This is a genomic window from Streptomyces sp. YIM 130001 (assembly GCF_003574445.1).
Taxonomy (GTDB): Bacteria; Actinomycetota; Actinomycetes; order Streptomycetales; family Streptomycetaceae; genus Streptomyces.
Map to the genome: position 1 here is coordinate 29,816 of NZ_KZ984579.1, position 18,059 is coordinate 47,874.

Below are 18,059 nucleotides of genomic sequence, written 5' to 3' on the forward strand. Positions count from 1 at the left end.
CATGTCTCTGAGGAGAAGCATGTCTTCACGCACCACAGGAGTACGGCTCAGACGCAGTCAGATCACCGCCAGACGCTCCGCAATCGCGCTCGTTGTCGCAGGTGCACTGGCTGCTGGGGCGATACCGGCGGCGATGGCCGCGCCGGGCGAGCCCGACAAGCCGGTGTCGGTTTGGGGCAAGAACGGCGACAAGGCGAAGATGCCGGCAGTGAAGGTCGGCAAGAACCAGGCGCCCAAGGCCGTGGGCGAGAAGCAGCCATCGGCCGAGGTGGCTGCCTGGCGCGCCGCGCAGAAGGATCGGGCCTCTACGGCGACGGACAAGCGCAAGCGGGCCGCGAAGGCTGTTGCCGCGGTCGTGCCCAAGGGCCAGGGCGATGTGCCCTATCACCAGATCTCGGATGTCCGGGTCACGGACTCTCTGGTGGCCCGGATCAACTACTCGACCGGCAACCTGATGCTCGCCGGCACCGACCTCCAGGTCGCCGGTGTCGGCCAGTCGCTGCAGCTGACGCGCACCTACAACTCGCTGGAAGCGCCGTGGGGGAAGATGTCGCAGCGCTGGTGGCAGAACTACGAGCGCTACCTGCAGATCGAGGACGACCAAGTCGTCCTGTACGACGGGACCGCGGGTGCGGTCACGTTCACGAAGAAGGCCGACGGTACGTACACCACGGCCAAGGGCTACCGGCTCGACTTGAAGAAGACCGACAGCGGCGAGTTCACGGTCACCGAGCGCGGATCCGGCACCAAGGACACCTACAGCGCCTCGGGCACCCTGCTCAAGATCACTGACCGCAACAAGGGCGAGGTCAGCGTCGAGCAGCACGACGACGGCGCCGACCACACCGGGTTCCAGCTCACCGACAAGCGTTCGGGCCGCTTCATCGACCTGACGAAGACGGATGCGTCGCAGTGGCAGGCCAAGGACAACGCCGGCCGCACCGTGGTCTACGACCTCAACGAGGCCGGCGACCTGACGAAGGTCACCGACACCGAGGGCAAGGCGACCGAGTTCGGCTACGACTCCGACCGCCGCCTGACGAAGATCACCACCCCCGAGGGGCGGGTCACGGTCTTCACCTACGACAGCGACAACCGCGTCACGTCGATGAAGCGCGCCACCAACTTCGACGGCTCCGGCGAGACCGGCCCCACCTACACCTACACGTACACCGCGGGCGAAGGCGACGCGGGCACCACGAAGGTGTCAGACCCCGCCGGGAACACCACCACCTATGCGCATGAGGCCAACGGCGAGATCACCAAGGTCACGGACGCGCTTGGCAAGAATCGCGAGTCGACCTACGACGCCAATCTCAACCTGGAGACGGCTGTCGACGCCATGGGCGTAGGTGGCGCGCCGGGTAACGTCACCGCCTATGGCTGGGACGACCGTTCCAACGCCACGTCGTTGAAACTGCCCACGGGTGCCACAACATCGCTGACTGGCTACAAGACCATCGCCGGCGCCGACGTTCCCGGCAAGATCACGTCCGCTGACGGTGTCGTGGTCGATTACACCTACGACTCCAAGGGCAACACCACCAAGGAAACCGTCGGCGGTGCTGAGGGTGGTACTCGCACCTTCGCCTACAACCCGGCCGACGCGACCTGTGGCGGGTTCGAGGGCCAGCGCTGTGAGGTGAAGGACGCCAACGACAAGGTCACCAAGTTCAATTACGACTCCAAGGGGAACCTGGCGAAGGCGACCCCGCCCGGTCCGGTGGGTGAAACGACTTACACCTACGACGAGTTGGGCCGTGCGGAGACCGCGACCGACGGTCGGGGTATCAAGTCGGTGTTCGTGTACGACGGCCGGGACCGCATCACCAAGGTCTCGACCACGAACACCACGGTCACCTATGCCTACGACGGTGACGGCAACCTCAAGCAGCGCTCCGACTCGACCGGGGTGACGAAGTACGACTTCGACCCGCTCTCCCGGGAAACCGTGCGCACCCTGCAGGACGGCTCCCAGACCGTGTTGGCCTACACGGCCGAGGGCAACGTCGAGTCCTACACCGATCCGTCCGGCGAGGTGAAGTACACCTACGACAAGGTCAACCGGCTCGTCGCCCTCACGGACGCGCAGGGCAAGAAGACCGGCTACGAGTACAACGCCAACGACGCCCGCACCAAGACCAGTTACCCGGGTGGGACGGTCGAGACGGTCACGCGTGACAAGGCCAACCGGGCCGAGCGGATCAAGGCCACCTCCGCCAAGGGCACGCTGATTGACCTGGCCTACGACTACTCGTACACCGACGGGGGCGCCAAGAAGGACGGTACCCAGATCCGCTCGGAGACCGACGCAGTTGAAGGACTCAAGCGCGCCTACGAGTACAACTCCGCGGGCCGGTTGACGTTCACCAAGGAGACTGAGGGCTCGACCACCGCGAACAGCTGGCTGTACTGCTACGACAAGGCCGGCAACCTCACCTCCCAGGGCATCAAGGCGGGCTGCCCCGGCGGCACCACCTACGACTACAACGACGCTTCACAGATCACCGGCAAGAACGGCGACTCCAACGGCTGGTCCTACGACGAGACCGGCAACGAGACCGCCGGTGCACCGACTCCGGAGACTGCCCGCACGGATGCCACCTGGAGCGACCACTCGCAGCTCACCGGGATCACCCAGGGTGGTAAGGACTACAAGGCCCGCTACGGAAGCACGGACAACTCCGAGCGCATCCAGTTTGGTGACACGACGTTCCACCACGGCCCGGTCGGCCTGTCCTCGCAGACATCTGGCGGCGTGGACATGGACTTCACCCGTGAACCCAACGGCAAGGCCAATTCGTTCCGCACGGAGACCCCGACGCGTTCCGAGGGCACGTACTACTACCTCACCGACGCCGTCGGCAGCGTGAAGGCGGTCGTCGACGACCAGGGCGAGAAGGTCAACACCTACTACTACAGCCCCCGCGGGGTCACCGTCCCCACCGAAAAGGTTCCCCAGCCTCACCGCTTCGCCGGCGGCTACCAAGACCCCACCGGGCTGTACCACCTTTCCGCGCGCTACATGGACCCCCGCACCGGACGCTTCACCCAGCAGGACCCGTCCGGCCTTGAGGCCAACCCCTACCTCTACGCCTCCGGCGACCCCACCAATAGGATCGACCCCAGCGGGCTTGCTTCGTGGTCCCTCGGTGGAGAGATCTGCTTCTTCATCTGCGTCGGTGGCGGATATGCGGAGAATATCGACGGCAGCGAGGGAGGCGGGTACTTCCGGATCGGGCTGGGTACGCCCGGGGGTGGTTTCAGTTCGCAGATCAACAGCGCCGACATTTCGAAGGGTACGGACGGTTGGGGATACGCCAACTGCAGCGCAATTGCCGCCGAGGGTGAGGTCAACCTGGGCGGTAGCGGAGCTTCGGTTGGCGGTGGCGGCAGTCTGAGCACTCCAGGGTGTTCAGTCGGAGCCCACGTTCAATTCTGACCAAGCAAACCCGAGCCGGGGTCGCGAGGAATCGCGACCCCGGCTTCCGGAAGGGACGTGTGTAATGGCAGCGGAGGGATGGGAGCCCTCGACCAATTTTTTGATCGCTTTCTTCGTAGCGTGGATGCTGGGGTTCGGGTTCGTATGCCACAGACTCTGGGCGGGCTACAAAAAGAGAAAAGGGATTAAGGATAATGGGTCCGAATAAGAAGATCGGTGCGAGGTGATGTTTGAATGAACGTGGCAATCGGACTGATGATGATCGTGGCGGGCGCCGCATTCGCCATTTCCGCGAAATCATTGGAGAGGATTAATGCGTCCAGCTCAAGATTCCTCTTCGGTGAGAACCGTGGCAGAAAGGCTTCGGCGGCACATGCGTGGGTGTTCCGGGTGGCGGGAGCCCTCTTCTGCATCATAGGGATCTTGATCGCGGCGGGGGTCGTAGAGTTGGCCAGTCATCGATGAATCAATCGAAGATCGAGTCACGCCATTAGACGGCCGCGAAGAAGTCCACCGCGAAGAAGAAGCCGCCGGCAAAGAAGACAACCTCCAAGGCACGCAAGGGCGCCTGACCGCACGCAATTGGGCGGTTCGGGCGGTGCCGCCTGTCGTCAGGCGGCGCCATTCACCAGGCAGGCAGGACAGACCGGGTTCGCGTGGGTCCCGTACCGGGTGGTCAGGCCTTGGCAGCGCGCGCATGGACCGATCTGTGATGGCTGACAGCCGAGGATGAGTGCCGCGCCTCCGGGGTCTGTGCGGGGGGCGATGCGGCGGGGCGAATCGGTCATGCTTCGAAATCTAGCTGACCGGACCGCTACCCGACGGAGCAGCGTCCCAGGGGCCAAGACGGAGGCTGCCTACCGCAGCGGTGACCGATGTGATCACCTGGACGCTCGATCGAGCTGTCGACGGGCGGGGGCAGGCGTGGACCGGGCGAGGATCAAGGACGGACAGCGGCCTGTCTCCGCCAAACAGATCGACAGCGAACCCGTCTGGTACACCAACAAACACGAGTTGATCTGCTCGACCTGCGATGCCGCGGTGCACGGCACAGGCACGTACGTGAAACGCAACGGAGCCAGCTACCGCGCACACTTCGCTCTCAACCCCAACGCCCGGCACGCACAGAGCTGCCCGCTCAACCCGATCGCAGTCATCACCTCGATCGCGCAGGGCGCGCAAGGCCTGGCACAGGTCGACGACGGCGTCCTCAAACTGACTCTCCCGAGCGACGTCAAGGCTCTGGCCCCTGGCCCCGTGGATATGCAGCCGCAGCTGCCCCCACCGGGCGTCACCGCCCAGCAGATCGACACGGTGCCGCCCCCGCTGCCGCCCTTGCTGAACTGCGCCGCGAAGATAGCTCGCTTCCTCCAGCTCAACGCGTTCGACGACAAGCTCGTCGCGAAGTTCAAGGTCCAGCCCCACGGCCGCAAGAGCACGATCCCCTGGGGGCGGTTCTGCTACGGACCCACCGCCGCCTCCTACGGGGCACTGATGGAGCGTCTCGTCTCGACCGGCGCCAAGACAGCACCCTTGTCACACCCGGTAGCCGTGTACGGCACCGTCCAGCGTGTCCGCCGTGACCGCAGCGACCGACCCTTCGTGTACCTCGCCGACCACACCGACCTCGACGGCAAAGAATTCGAGGTCGTACTGCGCTCCATGCACCCCAGCCTGATCGAACCGCTCACCACCGGCACACACGTCCTGGCTATCGGAACCTGGAAGATCTTCCCCGGCAGCCGCACCCCACAACTGCGCCTCTTCGCCAAAGAGGCCTGGCAGATCGCTTACTGGCACACCGACGACCACATCGGCACCGCCACGCAACCGACCAGCCCACCCGCACTCACCGATCACCAACGCGCAACCGAGCGGTCCACCCCCACCCCGGCCCGGCGAACCCCATCCCCCGCGATGGCGCCGGGCCAACGCCGCACTACGCCTCGCCCGCGCCGAACGCCACCGCCCGCAGCACCACACAAGTCCGCCCCGCCCGCGACCAGGCCCTCGACCGGTGCCAACTCGGCCGGCGATCTGCAGTCTGCTCGAGCTGCGGAGCAAGACCCGCAGGTGCCTCCGGCTCCGGCGGCCCCCGAGGCACCGCCGCAACCCGTTCGTCCGCCCCAGCCGACATCACCGCCGCCAGTCCCCCCGCGACGTCGTCGGCGCACGGGCCTCGCCGGCTGGCTCAAGCGCCGCAGAGATCGCCGCAGCTGACACTGCATCAGCCCTTGAGCGAGTCGAAGCCGCGAAGGCCAGGGAGCGCAAGTTCCAACGGACGGCCAAGGAGCAGCCACCCACTGACCAGTTGGCGAAGAGCCCAGAATTTTCCGCGGAAAATCCTGCCCGGACATGGCCGCCAGCGCAGCACGCACTCCGGAAAGGCCCGATGCGAGGAGGCGCCTGCGTGGCCGAGGCCCGCTGACGCGTGGGTCTCAGCGGGTGGCGTCGTGGGGCCACAAGACGTGTACGGGGGTGCCGGTCTGGTGGGCGTAGGTGACGACGTCGGCGGTGCCTCCGTAGCCGCGGGCGGGTTGTCCGTCCCACACGGCGAGCAGCTCGTCCACGAGGCCGACGAGGATTTCGGAGCCGGCCATGTGCGCGGCGGAGTCGGAGTCGGTCAGGCCCGTCTCGTGGACGTCGGCGGCCGCGGCGAACAGCCGGTCGTAGGTGGGGTGATGCTCGGCGGGGAGGCTGTTGCGGTAGGCGGTGGCCGGCACCACTACCTCGAGGCGCCCGCCGTGTGTGAGGACGGTTTCAGCGAACCAGCTGTCGGGGCCGTCAGCGATGCAGGAGATGCCGACGAGTTCGGCGGGGTCGTGACCGGTCACGGCCGCATCGAGCAGGGCTCGGACGTGTTGCTCGACTTGCGGGGGCAGTCCGCGGTGTCCGGTGATCCCCACGCGCATGGTGTTCTCCTACAGGTAGATGCCGTGCAGCTGCTCGTCGAACTCCCTCACCGCCTTGGGCGGTGAGGTGGTGGTGAGGCTACGGCGTACGGCCCGGGCGCGTTCGACGATCCGGCCGGACCGGTAGTGGATGCCGGTGTCGAGCGCGCGGGCGGCGAGGGTGAACGCGGTGTCGGGCCGGCCGGCGGCCAGGTGGCCGGCGGCGATGTCGAGGACCAGGAGCGCGCGCTGTTTGGCGTGGCCGGTGGCGAGCGCCTCGACATCCCTGTCGAGAACCCAGCTGGGCAGGCCGAGCCGAGCTCCGCACGTGACCCGGGCTGCCGCGACCTTCTCCGGTGTGAAGTTGAGGACCCAGGGCCAGGGGGGCTGTTCCTCAGGTAGCGACTCGGCGGCGGTGTGGCTGGTGGTCAGGGACCGGTCGGCCGCGTGCCGGTCGCCGGCCGCTGCGTGGCCGAGGGCCTCGATCGAGGCGAGCCAGGCTGTCGCCACCGGCGGGCACCGGTCCGCGAGGGTCCGGCGGGCCCGCCGGACAAGGTTCAGGGCCTCGGGGCCGTTGCCCGCGTACGCCTCGAACTGCCCCAGACTGCCCACCTGGTAGGCGGTGAGCAGCGGGTCACCGGCCGCTCGCGCGGCCTTGACGGCGGAGCCGTACCAGGAGCGGGCCGAGCCGTGGTCGCCCATGTCCCACGCCAGCCAGCCGGCGAAGCTCGATGCCTCGCTGCCGACGGCGGCGAGCCGTTCGCGGTCCGGACCGGTTGCTGCGGCGGTGGTGGTCTGCACGAGCCTTAGGTGGGCCCGTACGACCTCCGCCAGGTCCCGCGACGGGGTCGTACTGTCGAGCCGGCGGTACGCGGACGTGGACAGGCGCAGCGCCGCGGCCTGACCGGTGCCGGCATCGACGGTGCCGTGGGGAAGGACGGCCAGGGCGGGCGCGGCGGCCGCGGCCGCCGCGACACCGAACAGCTTGCGTCGCTCCACGTCGTTCTCACCTGCCCGCTGGCCCTGGCCTGGGCGCCGCTCCGCGAGCCCCACCAGTGCCGGCGGGATCCGAAGATGTGCGGACGCCGCTGCCAGGATGTCCGTGCTGTACGTGCCCGTGCCGCGCTGCTCCAGCCGGGACACCGCGGACTGCGACATCCCGAGCACGCCGGCCAACTGCTGCTGGGAGATCTGCTGTCCCTCGCGGGACAGCCGGATGACCCTCCCGTAGTCCCCGCTCCGGGATGCCTCCCGGACCGCCGGCGTCTGGTTCACGGCACCCCTCCACGCTACGAGCCCACGCCGCCCCGTCGCCCTGCCGGTACCCGCCGGGCGGGTAGCCGTATGCAGGCAGCGCATGCGTCATGGTCCCACAGCGCACACGGTCGTTGACTGTCTGTCAGTGCAGCCAACTCCGTCAGGTCGGCGGCGAGTTGGACGCACTGGCGGCCGTCCCCCGCACCCCGTAGGGCGGACGGCCGCCCCCATCAGCTCCGCCGCCCACCACGAGCGCGAGGCCGCGATGACCCCGATGACTCCACAGCGCCATGCGCAGCAGCATCCCGACAGCGTCAGCAGGACTGTGCGGGGTGCCTGATGAGGACTCCTTCAGATGCCCCCGTGATCCGCTTCGAGTCGCTGAGCATGCGGCAGCGACAGGGCTCCTCCTGCTGCTGGTGCAGCGGCACACCCGACGCCCGCTTCCCCGTCCGGATACTGCGCGCGGCCGGCGTTCGCCTGTACGCCTGCGCGTGCTGCGCGGGCATGTACGGCCTCGGGCCGACCCGCTGACCTCCCCCAAGACCACGCTGCCTCGACCGGGGCAGCGGACTGTGCACCACCGATCGGAAGGACTGCTCATGCGCACCTTGCACCAGCCGCGACCGAATGATGCGGCGCCTCTCGTCCCGTTCGCCGCCCGTGCCGCTGCCGAGCCCGCCTTGATGACGACCTCCGCGCAGGGGGTCCGCTACGACGAGACGCGGCAGCTGAACGTACGGGCCGACGGCTCCGCCTGGCACACGGGACCGCTCGCGGCCTCCTGCACCGACACCAACCAGGACGGCCAGGGCGACGACGTCGACGACCCGTACTACGCACCCGCGTCATGACCGCGGCCGCCCGCCCGGTGCTCGTCGTCGCCGAACAGCTGGACGCGGCCGCGGACATGGTCGTCGACCAGCTCAACCGCCGCGACGTGCCCCTCGTCCGGATCGACGCCGCCGACCTCCCCCAGCAGGTCACCCTGACCGCCACGCACGACGGCGACCGGGCCGGCTGGGACGGAGTCATAGACGACGGGCACCGGGCGGTGCGGCTCTGCGACATCCGGGCCGTCTACTGGCGCCGGCCCGGGCGCCCCGTGATCGACCCCGCGGTGGCTGAGCCGTACCGGACCTGGGCACAGAACCAGGCCGACGCCGCCCTGCTCAACCTGCTGTCCGCGCTGCGCGCCGTGCCGTGGATCAACAATCCACACCATGACCGGCTCGCCTCCCACAAGCCGCAGCAGCTGGTCGCCGCCGTCGAGTGCGGACTACGCGTACCGCGCAGCATCGTCACCAACGACCCCGCCGCCGCCCGCGCGTTCGCGAAACAGATCGACGGACCGCTGGTGTGCAAGCCGATCCTCGGCGGCCGACTCCCGTCGGTCGACGGCGGCCGACCGTTGATGGTGCCCACCCACCGCGTCTCGGTCGACGCTCTCGACGACAGCATCCGCACCACCGCGCACCTGCTGCAGGAGCAGATCCCCAAGGCGTTCGAGGTCCGGCTGATCGCCGTCGGCGACGCCGTGTTCGGCGCGACCATCCACGCTGCATCCGACCGCGCAGGAACCGACTGGCGCACCGATCCCGACCACCTCACCTACGGCACGATCCCGGTGCCGCAGGACATCGCCTCAGCCTGCCTGCGCCTGATCAGTGTCCACGGGCTCGCGTTCGGTGCGATGGACTTCGCGGTCACGCCCGCCGGAGAGTGGGTCTTCTTCGAGAACAACCCCGCCGGCACTTGGGCGTGGGTCGAGAATCACACCGGCCTGCCGATCGCCGCCGCCCACGCCGACTACCTCACGCAAGGAGTTCTCCTGTGACCCCCTGGCCGGACAACAACACCGCCGTCGCGTTGCGCGCGAAGCTCGCCGAAAGCCTCGACCCCACTGGCTCCAGCGACTGGCGCCTCGCCTTCGAGACCGTCCCGCGCCACCTGTTCGTCCCGCGCTTCCTCGAACAGCGCGACGGCACATGGGAACCGGTGCGCTGGGGCGATGCCGGGTTCCTCGAGGCCGTGTATGCGGACGACGCGCTGACCACCCAGGTCGACGCCCACAATCTGCCGACCAGCTCATCGAGTCAGCCGTCCGTCATGCTCGCGATGCTCGACGCACTCGACGCCCGCCCCGGCGACCGCGTCCTCGAACTGGGCACCGGCACCGGCTACAACCTCGCCCTGCTCGCCTCCAGGCTCGGCGACCAGGACCTGGTGAGCATCGAACCCGACACCGGCCTCGTCCAGGACGCGATCACCCGCCTCGGACAACTCGGCCACCGGCCACGCATCGTCGCCGGAGACGGCACCCTCGGCTACCCGAACAACGCCCCCTACCAGCGGATCATCGCCACCTTCGCGCTCCCCGCCGGCATCCCCCGCGCCCTGCTCGACCAGCTGGCCCCTGACGGCGTCATCGTCGCCCCGCTCGGCCACGGCATCGTGCGCCTCGTCCACCACGGCGACGGACACGCCACCGGCCAATTCCTCCCCAGTGACGTGCGGTTCATGACAGCACGCCACACCTCACCGAACGGTCCGGCACTCGACGCCGCCCGGCAGGCACCGGCACGGACCTCCACCACCACGCCGGAGAGCCTGTTCACCGACCGGATCGGGTTCCCTCTCTCACTCGCCCTGCCCCGCCACACCACCTGCTCGTGGAAGAACCCCGCCGGCCAGATCGAGGCCGTCGCCATCTGGCTCCCCGACGGCTCAACCGCCCTCGCCGACACCGACGGAACCGTCCGCCAGACCGGCCCACGACGGCTGTGGGACATCGTCGAAGGCCTCGCGCAGCGACTGCCGCAGTCCGTGGAGCGGCACGACGTCCACCTGACCGTCACCCCCACCGAACAGACCGCCACACACACTCCGTCCGGAACCCACTGGCCCCTGGCCAAGCACTGAACGGGATGTCCCCCGGTGCCTATGGGGAACCTCCTGGGCTGCGGAGGAGGGGCGACCGCGTCGCGCATATCGTGTGCGATCTCGATCGGCGACCCAGCAGGTCAGAATTTTGACCCGGACCCCGGGTCAAAATTCTGACCCGCTCCACGCCGAACATTGGATCCCGTCCCGATTGGCCCGCCCGTAGACCTGGGCTGCGGTGATACCCACCTCGGCCGCGGCCTCGCCGACCGGCATTGCGTGGTCACGGATCATGCCGATCACGCGTTCACGCGCCTTGAGGGGGAACGCCGTGTCCGAGCTGGCCACGGCTCGCACCGGCACCCCAGCGGGTACAGGCCGATCGGGTCGTACCTGTCGTGATCCAGCGTCCGGTTCACGTCCTGCCGGGCCAGCTCCGGCGGCTCTCTGCCCATCCCCTCGCACCGCGAGCCTCGCCTCGAGGTGCCCCTCACCGGCTTCGGTGAGCCGGTGGTTCTGCTCCTCCTGCTGATTGATTGATGGCACCATCTAGTGATACCGGGAATCGGTGTCTATTCTGGTGGCATGTCGATAACGTCAATGACGCTCCGCGTCCCCAACGAGATCGCTCCCTCGATCCGCCACGCCGCGGAATCCGCCGGCATGAGCGTCAACGCCTACATCGTTCAGGCTGCCCGCCGTGCCGCGACCCTGGATGCCGCGCAGCAGCTCGCTGCGCTCGGTCTCGGCCAGGACCTGGCGGGCGAGGGCGACAGCCTGTGAGCCACGATCTCCGACGCGGCGAGGTCTGGGCCCTACCCGACGGCCGCGATGTCCTGATCGTCTCTCTCACCGACCTCGACAAGGCCTACGGTGCCGTCCTCGCGCTCGTGCTCCACCCCGCCGGCCGCTACCCCGACACCGCGATGTCCGTCGTGATCACCGATCCGATCGAGTGCACCGCGGTCGCCGTCAACCTTCAACAGCTTCGCGCCCAGCGCTTCGACGACGCGACCCGCCGCGGCGCTCTCGACCCAGCTGTCATGGCCCGTGTTGATCAGGCCCTACGCGCCGTCCTCGACCTCTGAACACTGAACCGAAAAGGGCGGCCGCGTAGGCGTCACTCCACCTCCGCTGATGGAGCCGAGAACACGTCGACACCGTGCACGGTGGGCAGGTCTCGGCGTGCTCGTGGGGTTTGGTGGTGCGACCCCAGTGATGCCCCTTCCGGCGGCCATTTGGGGTCACGCACCCGCTCTTTGCGGGCGGCCGCCTCAGGATGCTGGGAGTGGATGGCGTGGTGCTGTGTCGTGTGCGTAGGAGGCCACTGGGGCGAGGGGTGCTTCGGGGTGGTTGTGGAGGCGGTGCATGAGCGTGGAGACGAGGTCGATGCATCGGCTGGCTCCGGTGGCGCGGGCGGCGTCCAGGGCCGCGCGGGCGGCAGCGGCTGCGGCGGGGGCGTCGTGGGTGCGTAGGGCGCCTTCAGCGCGGTAGGTGAGGAACACGGCTTTCGTGCGGGTGCGGCGAGGGTCGAGTTCGGCAAGGCCGGTGCTGATGACGGTCTCGGCGCGGGTGGGGTCGCCGAGGTCGAGCCAGCAGCGGCCGGCGTCGGCTGTGAGGTCGGCTGGGCTCATCCAGGCCACGGCGGCGGGCGTTGTATCGGGGCATATACGGTCGAGTTCGGTCTCGGCGGATGCGAGGGCGGTGGTGGTGCCGCGGTGGTCTTGCAGTACGGCGCTGGCGCGGGCGCGGCGTACGTCGAGGAGGGAGCGTACGGCGGCGGAGTGGGTGCGGGTCCGGGCGTGCTGCAGGACGTGGATTGCGTCGGTGGGGCGGTGTAGCCAGAGGCCTTGGTAGCCGAGGTCGGCGAAGGCCACGGCTGCGAGGTCGCGGTCACCGGCTTGGTGGGCGGCGTGGGCGGCGGCCTGCCAGTGTCGTTGGGCGTCAGCGTGCCGGTCGGCGTCGAAGCGTAACCAGGCGGCGGCAAGGGCGAGTTCGGCGGCGACTGTGTACAGGCGTCGCTCGGTGGCTGGGCTGTGCGCTCCGGAGAGGAAGTCGATGGTGGTGGCGAGGTGGGCGTCGATGAGGCGGGACACCTGGGGATGGTGCGGTCCGGTCGCATGTGCGCGCAGTTCGCTCGCGCGGTCCTCCAGCCACGTCAGGAGTTCCGGGTCGATCGTGTGCGTGTCGAGGGCGCGGTCCAGATGTGCGGGTTCGATGCGGGCCCAGTCGGCGGCCATGTCGACCAGGGCGGTGCTGCTGATGATGAGGAACGATCGGCGGTCCATGCGGTGTCGCTGCACCTCTTCCAGGGCGGCTCGGCTTCCCGACGGGGTGAAGGGCGCGGGCTGTTCGAACGCGGGCAGCCAGTACGGCCAGCCGAGCTCTCCGACGGCCGCCCGCGGCACGTCGAGGACGTCGGCGAGGAGTTCCTGGCTCTCGAGGCTGGGCACGGAAGTACCTGATTCCCAGCGCCAGATCCGATTGCGGTCCGTGCCGCTGCGCAGCCCCAGCTGTCTCGCTCGGGCGCGAAGCAGGCGGGCGAGATCGGCCATGGACCAGTGGTGGCTACGGCGCGTGTACGTCAGCGGGTGCCGGTCGAGTTCCATCGCCTCGTCCTCCTCGCCGCGCCTGCTCGGGGCCGTCTCGTTCACCATGCCCCAACCTGCGCCGTGGTCAAGCCAGTTCGGGCCAGCGCGCACACAGCAGGCACACAGTCATCCCCTGGGCGCCCCCGGGGGCCGGTGATGTGCTGGCCTTCGCATGCCGCACCGACGCGGCCGCTGGTTGGAGGCACCCATGGATCTCCTCGTCACCGGCGGAGCCGGGTTCATCGGCTCCCACTTCGTCAAGCACCTCGTCCAGGCCGAGGACGTCACCCGCGTGACCGTCCTCGACGCCCTCACCTACGCGGGGCACAGCGAGAACCTCGCGACTGTGCTCAGCGACAAGCTGCGGTTCGTCCACGGCACCATCTGCGACCGCCCCTTGGTCGACAAGCTCGTGAGCCAGTGCAGCGCGGTCGTCCACTTCGCGGCCGAGTCGCACGTCGACCGGTCGTTTTATGAGGCCGGCACGTTCGTGACGACGAACGTGCTGGGCACGCAGACCCTCTTGGACGCCGCAGCCCGGCACGGAGTGGACCGTTTCGTGCACGTCTCCACCGACGAGGTGTACGGGCCGCTGCTGACGGGCGCAGCGCGCGAGGACGCGCCGCTGCGCCCGTCCGTCCCGTATGCCGCGTCCAAGGCAGCCAGTGATCTGGTTGCTCTGTCGTACCACCAGACCCACGGGGTGCCGGTGTGCGTGACCCGCGCCTCGAACAACTACGGCCCGTACCAGCACCCGGAGAAGATCATCCCGTTGTTCATCGCGCGGCTGCTGACCGGCCAGAAGGCGACGCTGCACGGCCGGGGCGAGCACGTGCGGAACTGGCTGCACGTCGACGACCACTGCCACGGCGTCGAGGCGGTGCTCCGGCGCGGGCGCCCGGGCGAGGTCTACAACCTCGCAGGCGGCACCGACCTCTCGAGCCGTGAACTCACCGACCGTCTGCTGGCGTTGTGCGGCGCGACCTGGGCCGACGTCACCTACATCGAGGACCGCCCTGCGAACGACCTGCGGTACGCGATGGACTGGAGCAAGGCGGCCCGCCACCTGGGCTACCGGCCGATCTGCGGCCTGGACGAAGGCCTCGCCGACACCGTCGCCTGGTACCGCCGTAACCCTGACCGGTGGGCGCCCCTCCTCCGCGCTCCCGCCGCCGGTGTGTCGTCCGTCCGGGTCCGCCGGAGCGCGCCGTGACGCGGCGGATCCTGGTGACCGGAGTCGGCGGCGCTCCGGGATTCGACCTCGCCGCGAGCTGCCGCGATCTCGGGAACACGGTCATCGCCGTGGATTGCGATCCGCACGCGCCCGGCCTGCGCATGCCCGGCGTCGAACCGCACCTCACCCTGCCCGCCGCAGATGCCGGATATCGGACGGCGCTGCTGCGTCTCGTCCAAGAGTGCCGGCCGCACGCGATCCTCTCCACCGTCGAGCAGGAGCTCGGCCACCTGCTCGCGCTACGCCGACCGCTCGCCGATTCCGGCGTCACCACCTGGCTGCCCCCAGCCGCCGCGGTCGAGGCCTGCACGGACAAGGCGCACTTCGCCCACGTCCTGGCCGTGCACGGCATCCCGGGCCCCGTCACGCTGCTGCCCGACGACGTGGACCAAGCCCCGGACGGGCTGCTGGTGGTCAAACCCCGCAGCGGCCAGGGCTCCCGCCACGTCCACCTCTGCCGGAGCCGGGAGCAGGCCCGGGTTCTGTGCAGCCTGATCGGTGAAGCGATCGTGCAAGAGCACGTCACTGGAACGGAGTTCACCGCCGACTGCCTCGTCGACCGTGGCGGCCGCGCCTCGGTCATCCTCCGCCACCGGCTCCTGGTCAAGGGAGGCCTCGCCGTCGTCTCCCGCACCTTCACCGACGCCGGCGCCGAGGCCTGCGTCCGCGCGGTCCTCACGGCGACCGGACTACGTGGCGCCTGCTGCGTCCAGGGGTTCATCCGCGGCCCTCACGACGAGCCCTCGGGGAGCAGCGGCCCGGGGCGTGTGGTCATCACCGAGGCGAACGCCCGCATCGCCGGCGCATTCACCACGTCCGTCGCGGCAGGCGCCGACTACATCGGGGAGTACCTGCGCGGCCTGTTCCACCACGACGTCAACCACAACCGGCTCACCTACCGGCGCGACGTCACTCTCACCAAGTACCAGGCGACGCTGACCAGTACGCAAGGAGCCCCGTCATGATTCCCTCACCCACGGCAGCGGGAATCGCCCGCAACGCGAGTCCCTACCTCCACGGCGGCGAGGAAACCGCCCTTTGCCAAGCGCTGCGCAGCGGCCAGTACGGTCACAGCGAGCTCACCGACACCTTCGAGCATCGCGTTGCCCGTCTACTCGGCGTCGAGGACGCCGTCGCCGTCGCCTCCGGCACAGCCGCACTGCACCTTGCGCTCCTCGCCGCCGGCGCCGAACCGGGCACGGAGGTGGTCGTCCCGTCATTCACCTACTGCGCGACAGTCCAGGCGATCGTCGCCACCGGCGCTCATCCCCGTTTCATCGACGTCGACCCGGACACCGGCTGCATCGACGACCAGCACGTCCTCGAGGCCCTGACCGGCAACACCCGCATCGTGCTCCCCGTTCTCTACGGCGGCCGGCCCGTGGACCTCACCGCCGCGTCGCCGGTCCTCGCGGCCCGGGGCATCACCGTCGTCGAGGACGCCGCGCACGCCTTCGGCTCCCGCCACCCCAGCCGTGTGCGGGTCGGCGCGACTGGCGACCTGACGTGCTTCTCCTTCGGTCCCATCAAGAATCTGACCTGCGGGCAGGGCGGCATGATCGTGCCCCGCACCCGTACAGAGGCCACCACCTTGCGCCGCCTGCGCGGCCTCGGAGTCGTCCAGTCACCGACACGACGCGCCGAGATGACCAGCTACACCGTCGACGGATTCGGGATGCGAGCCCAGATGCCGTCTCTCAACGCCGCGATCGGCCTCGCCCAACTCCCGCACCTGCACAAGATCGAGACCCGCCGCCGATCGCTCTGGCGCACCTACGCGGACGCACTCCGCACCGTCGACGGCATCACCCTGGTCGACGTCGACATCGACCACGCACTCCCACATCTGTGCGCCGTACGCGTCGACTCGGACCGCCGGGACCCAGTGTTCTCCCGGCTCCGCGGACGCGGCATCGCAATCGGCACGCACTACCCGCCCAACCACCTGCAGCCCGCCTTCCGGCGGTGGCACCGCGCGCTCCCCAGCACCGAGCAGCTCGGCCGAAAAATCCTCACCCTGCCCTTCCACCCGCACCTCACCGAGCAGGACATCGACCACGTGACCACCGAACTGGCCCACGCTCTCGAGGCGACCCGGTGACGCGCCCGCGGCGTCTGCTGACCGTGTGCCTCGGCAACCACTGCCGCTCGCCACTCGCCGCGGTGATCCTCGCCCACAGGGGCGGTCCACACGTCGAGGTCCGGTCCGCCGGAATCCGCGGCAAGTGGGCCGGACACCCGGCCCATCCGATGATGACCCAAGCTGCCGCCGACCGCGGCTGGGACCTCACAGAACACCGCGGCGTCCCCCTGACCCCCGCACTCCTGCAGTGGGCCGACCTCGTACTCGCCATGGACACCGCCAACCTGACCGCCCTCAACGCGCCCGGCGCGCCGGCCGCCCCGCATACGACCCGCTACCTCGACGGCCGGGACGTCCCCGACCCGTACGGGCAGGGACCTGACGCATTCGCTGCCGTCGTACGACTCCTCGAGGACGGCGCCGCCCGCCATCTGCAGTGACGACGCGCGACGGTCAGCCGGCTGCGGCAGCCAGGACGACGTCGACGAGCCGGTCCGCCGCATCCGGTCGGCCGTGCGCTCGGGCCGCGGCCGCCATCGCCTCACGCCGCGCCCCGTCCGTCAGGAGCGGCTCGAGAACCTCCCGCAGGCGATCTCCTGACACGTCGCCCTCCAACGCGACGGCAGCGCCCGCCTGTTGCAGGTGCCGCGCGTTGTGGGCCTGCTCGTTGCCGGCCGACGTGGCAAGCGGCACGAAAACCGCTGGCTTGCCCAACGCGGTGAGCTCAGCAAGCGTGCCCGCCCCGCTGCGGGATACCACCACGTCCGCGAGCGCCAGAATGTCGGGCAGCTCCGGGCCGACGAACCCTGTCACGAAATACCGGCCCGCGAAGACGTCAGGAAGCCCTGCGCCGCCGGACTGCAAGTCCTCGACGTTGCCCGGTCCGCACTGATGGATCACGTTCGCACGCTCCAGCAGCCACGGAAGCGCCTCTCGAATCATGCCGTTGATCTGCTGTGCGCCCTGCGCCCCGCCGGTCACGTACAAGGTCGGCAAGCGCCGGTCGAATCCGGCGAGGCCGGGCGCAGCGACTGCCTTGTCCGCCCGGCCGGCCAGCACCTCGGGTCGCACGGGGTTCCCGGTGACCACCGCCGCTGGGCGGACGCTCGATGGCAGCAGCGGCAGCGTCGCCTCGGACGACACCGCGATCCGGGTCGCAGAACTCGCCAACTTGCGGTTCGCGAGCCCGAGTCGCACCGTCTGCTCGTGCAGCACCAACGGCCGCCCACACATCCGCGCCGCCAGCCCCGCCGGCACCGCGACGAACCCGCCGGTAGCCAGGACGACATCGGGACGGAACCGGCTGATTGCCTTGCGGGCCTGCGCGACGCCCAGCGGGACTCGAGCCATGTCCCGGACGTTCGCCGGCGACACCATCTTGAGCGGATTCGACGAACGTCGGATCTTTCCTGTGGGGACCGCGGTGAAGGCGATGCCTTCGGCCGGGGCGACCCGTGCCTCCAGACCTTCCGCCGTGCCGATCCACAGCACGTCGAGCGCCCCACCGACGGACGCCATCCGAGCCTGCAGAGCTCGCACCGCGGTCAGCGCCGGGTACGTATGCCCTCCCGTACCGCCGCCCGTGACGACGAGCCGGAACGAGGACGGAACATCAGGCGAAGCAGGCTGCATCCGCCGCACACTAGCGCAACCCGGGCTGCCCCCAGGCGGTGCCGTG

16 protein-coding genes are annotated in these 18,059 nt (G+C 69.3%); 12 read left to right on the forward strand and 4 right to left on the reverse strand.

Annotated features, from left to right (window positions below):
- Nucleotides 1-199 precede the first annotated feature (199 nt).
- Together DSC45_RS34420 and DSC45_RS34425 are read left to right on the forward strand one after the other, a co-directional pair.
- On the forward strand, nt 200-3,442 hold the full coding sequence (locus tag DSC45_RS34420) for an RHS repeat-associated core domain-containing protein (RefSeq protein WP_240435013.1): 3,243 nt from the start codon (nt 200-202) through the stop codon (nt 3,440-3,442).
- 924 nt (nt 3,443-4,366) lie between these two features.
- Nucleotides 4,367-5,662 (forward strand): OB-fold nucleic acid binding domain-containing protein, encoded by a 1,296-nt coding sequence (locus DSC45_RS34425; protein WP_119295979.1) that lies wholly within the window; start codon nt 4,367-4,369, stop codon nt 5,660-5,662.
- A 218-nt stretch (nt 5,663-5,880) separates the two neighbouring features.
- On the opposite strand, the gene DSC45_RS34430 is transcribed toward DSC45_RS34425, so the two are convergent.
- Both DSC45_RS34430 and DSC45_RS34435 read right to left on the reverse strand, forming a co-directional pair.
- Nucleotides 5,881-6,354 (reverse strand): hypothetical protein, encoded by a 474-nt coding sequence (locus DSC45_RS34430; protein ID WP_119295980.1) that lies wholly within the window; start codon nt 6,352-6,354, stop codon nt 5,881-5,883.
- 9 nt (nt 6,355-6,363) lie between these two features.
- Nucleotides 6,364-7,608, reverse strand: a complete 1,245-nt coding sequence (locus tag DSC45_RS34435; RefSeq protein ID WP_240435010.1) for a helix-turn-helix domain-containing protein — start codon at nt 7,606-7,608, stop codon at nt 6,364-6,366.
- Nucleotides 7,609-7,953: 345 nt separating this feature from the next.
- Between DSC45_RS34435 and DSC45_RS35970 the strand changes: the two genes are divergently transcribed.
- The 6 genes from DSC45_RS35970 to DSC45_RS34465 all read left to right on the forward strand — a co-directional run bounded on the left by DSC45_RS35970 (nt 7,954) and on the right by DSC45_RS34465 (nt 11,561).
- Nucleotides 7,954-8,124, forward strand: a complete 171-nt coding sequence (locus tag DSC45_RS35970) for a hypothetical protein (RefSeq protein WP_162929429.1) — start codon at nt 7,954-7,956, stop codon at nt 8,122-8,124.
- Between the two features lie 68 nt (nt 8,125-8,192).
- Nucleotides 8,193-8,444: a putative ATP-grasp-modified RiPP gene (tgmA, locus tag DSC45_RS34440; protein WP_119295982.1), complete on the forward strand. Its 252-nt coding sequence runs from the start codon at nt 8,193-8,195 to the stop codon at nt 8,442-8,444.
- Nucleotides 8,441-9,427 (forward strand): ATP-grasp ribosomal peptide maturase, encoded by a 987-nt coding sequence (tgmB, locus tag DSC45_RS34445; RefSeq protein WP_240435011.1) that lies wholly within the window; start codon nt 8,441-8,443, stop codon nt 9,425-9,427. The genes tgmA and tgmB overlap by 4 nt, the downstream gene beginning before the upstream one ends.
- Nucleotides 9,424-10,512 carry a methyltransferase domain-containing protein gene (locus DSC45_RS34450; RefSeq protein ID WP_162929430.1) on the forward strand — a complete coding sequence of 363 codons (1,089 nt, stop codon included), beginning with the start codon at nt 9,424-9,426 and terminating at the stop codon, nt 10,510-10,512. The genes tgmB and DSC45_RS34450 overlap by 4 nt, the downstream gene beginning before the upstream one ends.
- A 546-nt stretch (nt 10,513-11,058) precedes the next feature.
- Nucleotides 11,059-11,256 (forward strand): toxin-antitoxin system HicB family antitoxin, encoded by a 198-nt coding sequence (locus tag DSC45_RS34460; protein ID WP_240435012.1) that lies wholly within the window; start codon nt 11,059-11,061, stop codon nt 11,254-11,256.
- The gene (locus tag DSC45_RS34465; protein ID WP_119295986.1) at nt 11,253-11,561 is read left to right on the forward strand and encodes a hypothetical protein; all 309 of its coding nucleotides are present in this window, start codon (nt 11,253-11,255) and stop codon (nt 11,559-11,561) included. The genes DSC45_RS34460 and DSC45_RS34465 overlap by 4 nt, the downstream gene beginning before the upstream one ends.
- Before the next feature lie 186 nt (nt 11,562-11,747).
- On the opposite strand, the gene DSC45_RS34470 is transcribed toward DSC45_RS34465, so the two are convergent.
- On the reverse strand, nt 11,748-13,130 hold the full coding sequence (locus tag DSC45_RS34470; RefSeq protein ID WP_119295987.1) for a helix-turn-helix domain-containing protein: 1,383 nt from the start codon (nt 13,128-13,130) through the stop codon (nt 11,748-11,750).
- A 142-nt stretch (nt 13,131-13,272) separates the two neighbouring features.
- Between DSC45_RS34470 and rfbB the strand changes: the two genes are divergently transcribed.
- From rfbB to DSC45_RS34490, 4 genes are read left to right on the forward strand one after another with little or no spacing between them, the layout of a single operon-like run.
- On the forward strand, nt 13,273-14,277 hold the full coding sequence (gene rfbB / locus DSC45_RS34475; protein ID WP_119295988.1) for a dTDP-glucose 4,6-dehydratase: 1,005 nt from the start codon (nt 13,273-13,275) through the stop codon (nt 14,275-14,277).
- Nucleotides 14,274-15,263: an ATP-grasp domain-containing protein gene (locus tag DSC45_RS34480; RefSeq protein WP_119295989.1), complete on the forward strand. Its 990-nt coding sequence runs from the start codon at nt 14,274-14,276 to the stop codon at nt 15,261-15,263. The genes rfbB and DSC45_RS34480 overlap by 4 nt, the downstream gene beginning before the upstream one ends.
- Nucleotides 15,260-16,399: a DegT/DnrJ/EryC1/StrS family aminotransferase gene (locus tag DSC45_RS34485; protein ID WP_119295990.1), complete on the forward strand. Its 1,140-nt coding sequence runs from the start codon at nt 15,260-15,262 to the stop codon at nt 16,397-16,399. The genes DSC45_RS34480 and DSC45_RS34485 overlap by 4 nt, the downstream gene beginning before the upstream one ends.
- A complete protein-coding gene (locus DSC45_RS34490) occupies nt 16,396-16,821 on the forward strand; it encodes a low molecular weight protein-tyrosine-phosphatase (protein ID WP_119295991.1) in 426 nt (141 codons plus the stop codon). The genes DSC45_RS34485 and DSC45_RS34490 overlap by 4 nt, the downstream gene beginning before the upstream one ends.
- Nucleotides 16,822-16,834: 13 nt before the next feature.
- On the opposite strand, the gene DSC45_RS34495 is transcribed toward DSC45_RS34490, so the two are convergent.
- The gene (locus DSC45_RS34495) at nt 16,835-18,013 is read right to left on the reverse strand and encodes a UDP-N-acetylglucosamine--N-acetylmuramyl-(pentapeptide) pyrophosphoryl-undecaprenol N-acetylglucosamine transferase (protein ID WP_119295996.1); all 1,179 of its coding nucleotides are present in this window, start codon (nt 18,011-18,013) and stop codon (nt 16,835-16,837) included.
- Between the last annotated feature and the right edge of the window lie 46 nt (nt 18,014-18,059).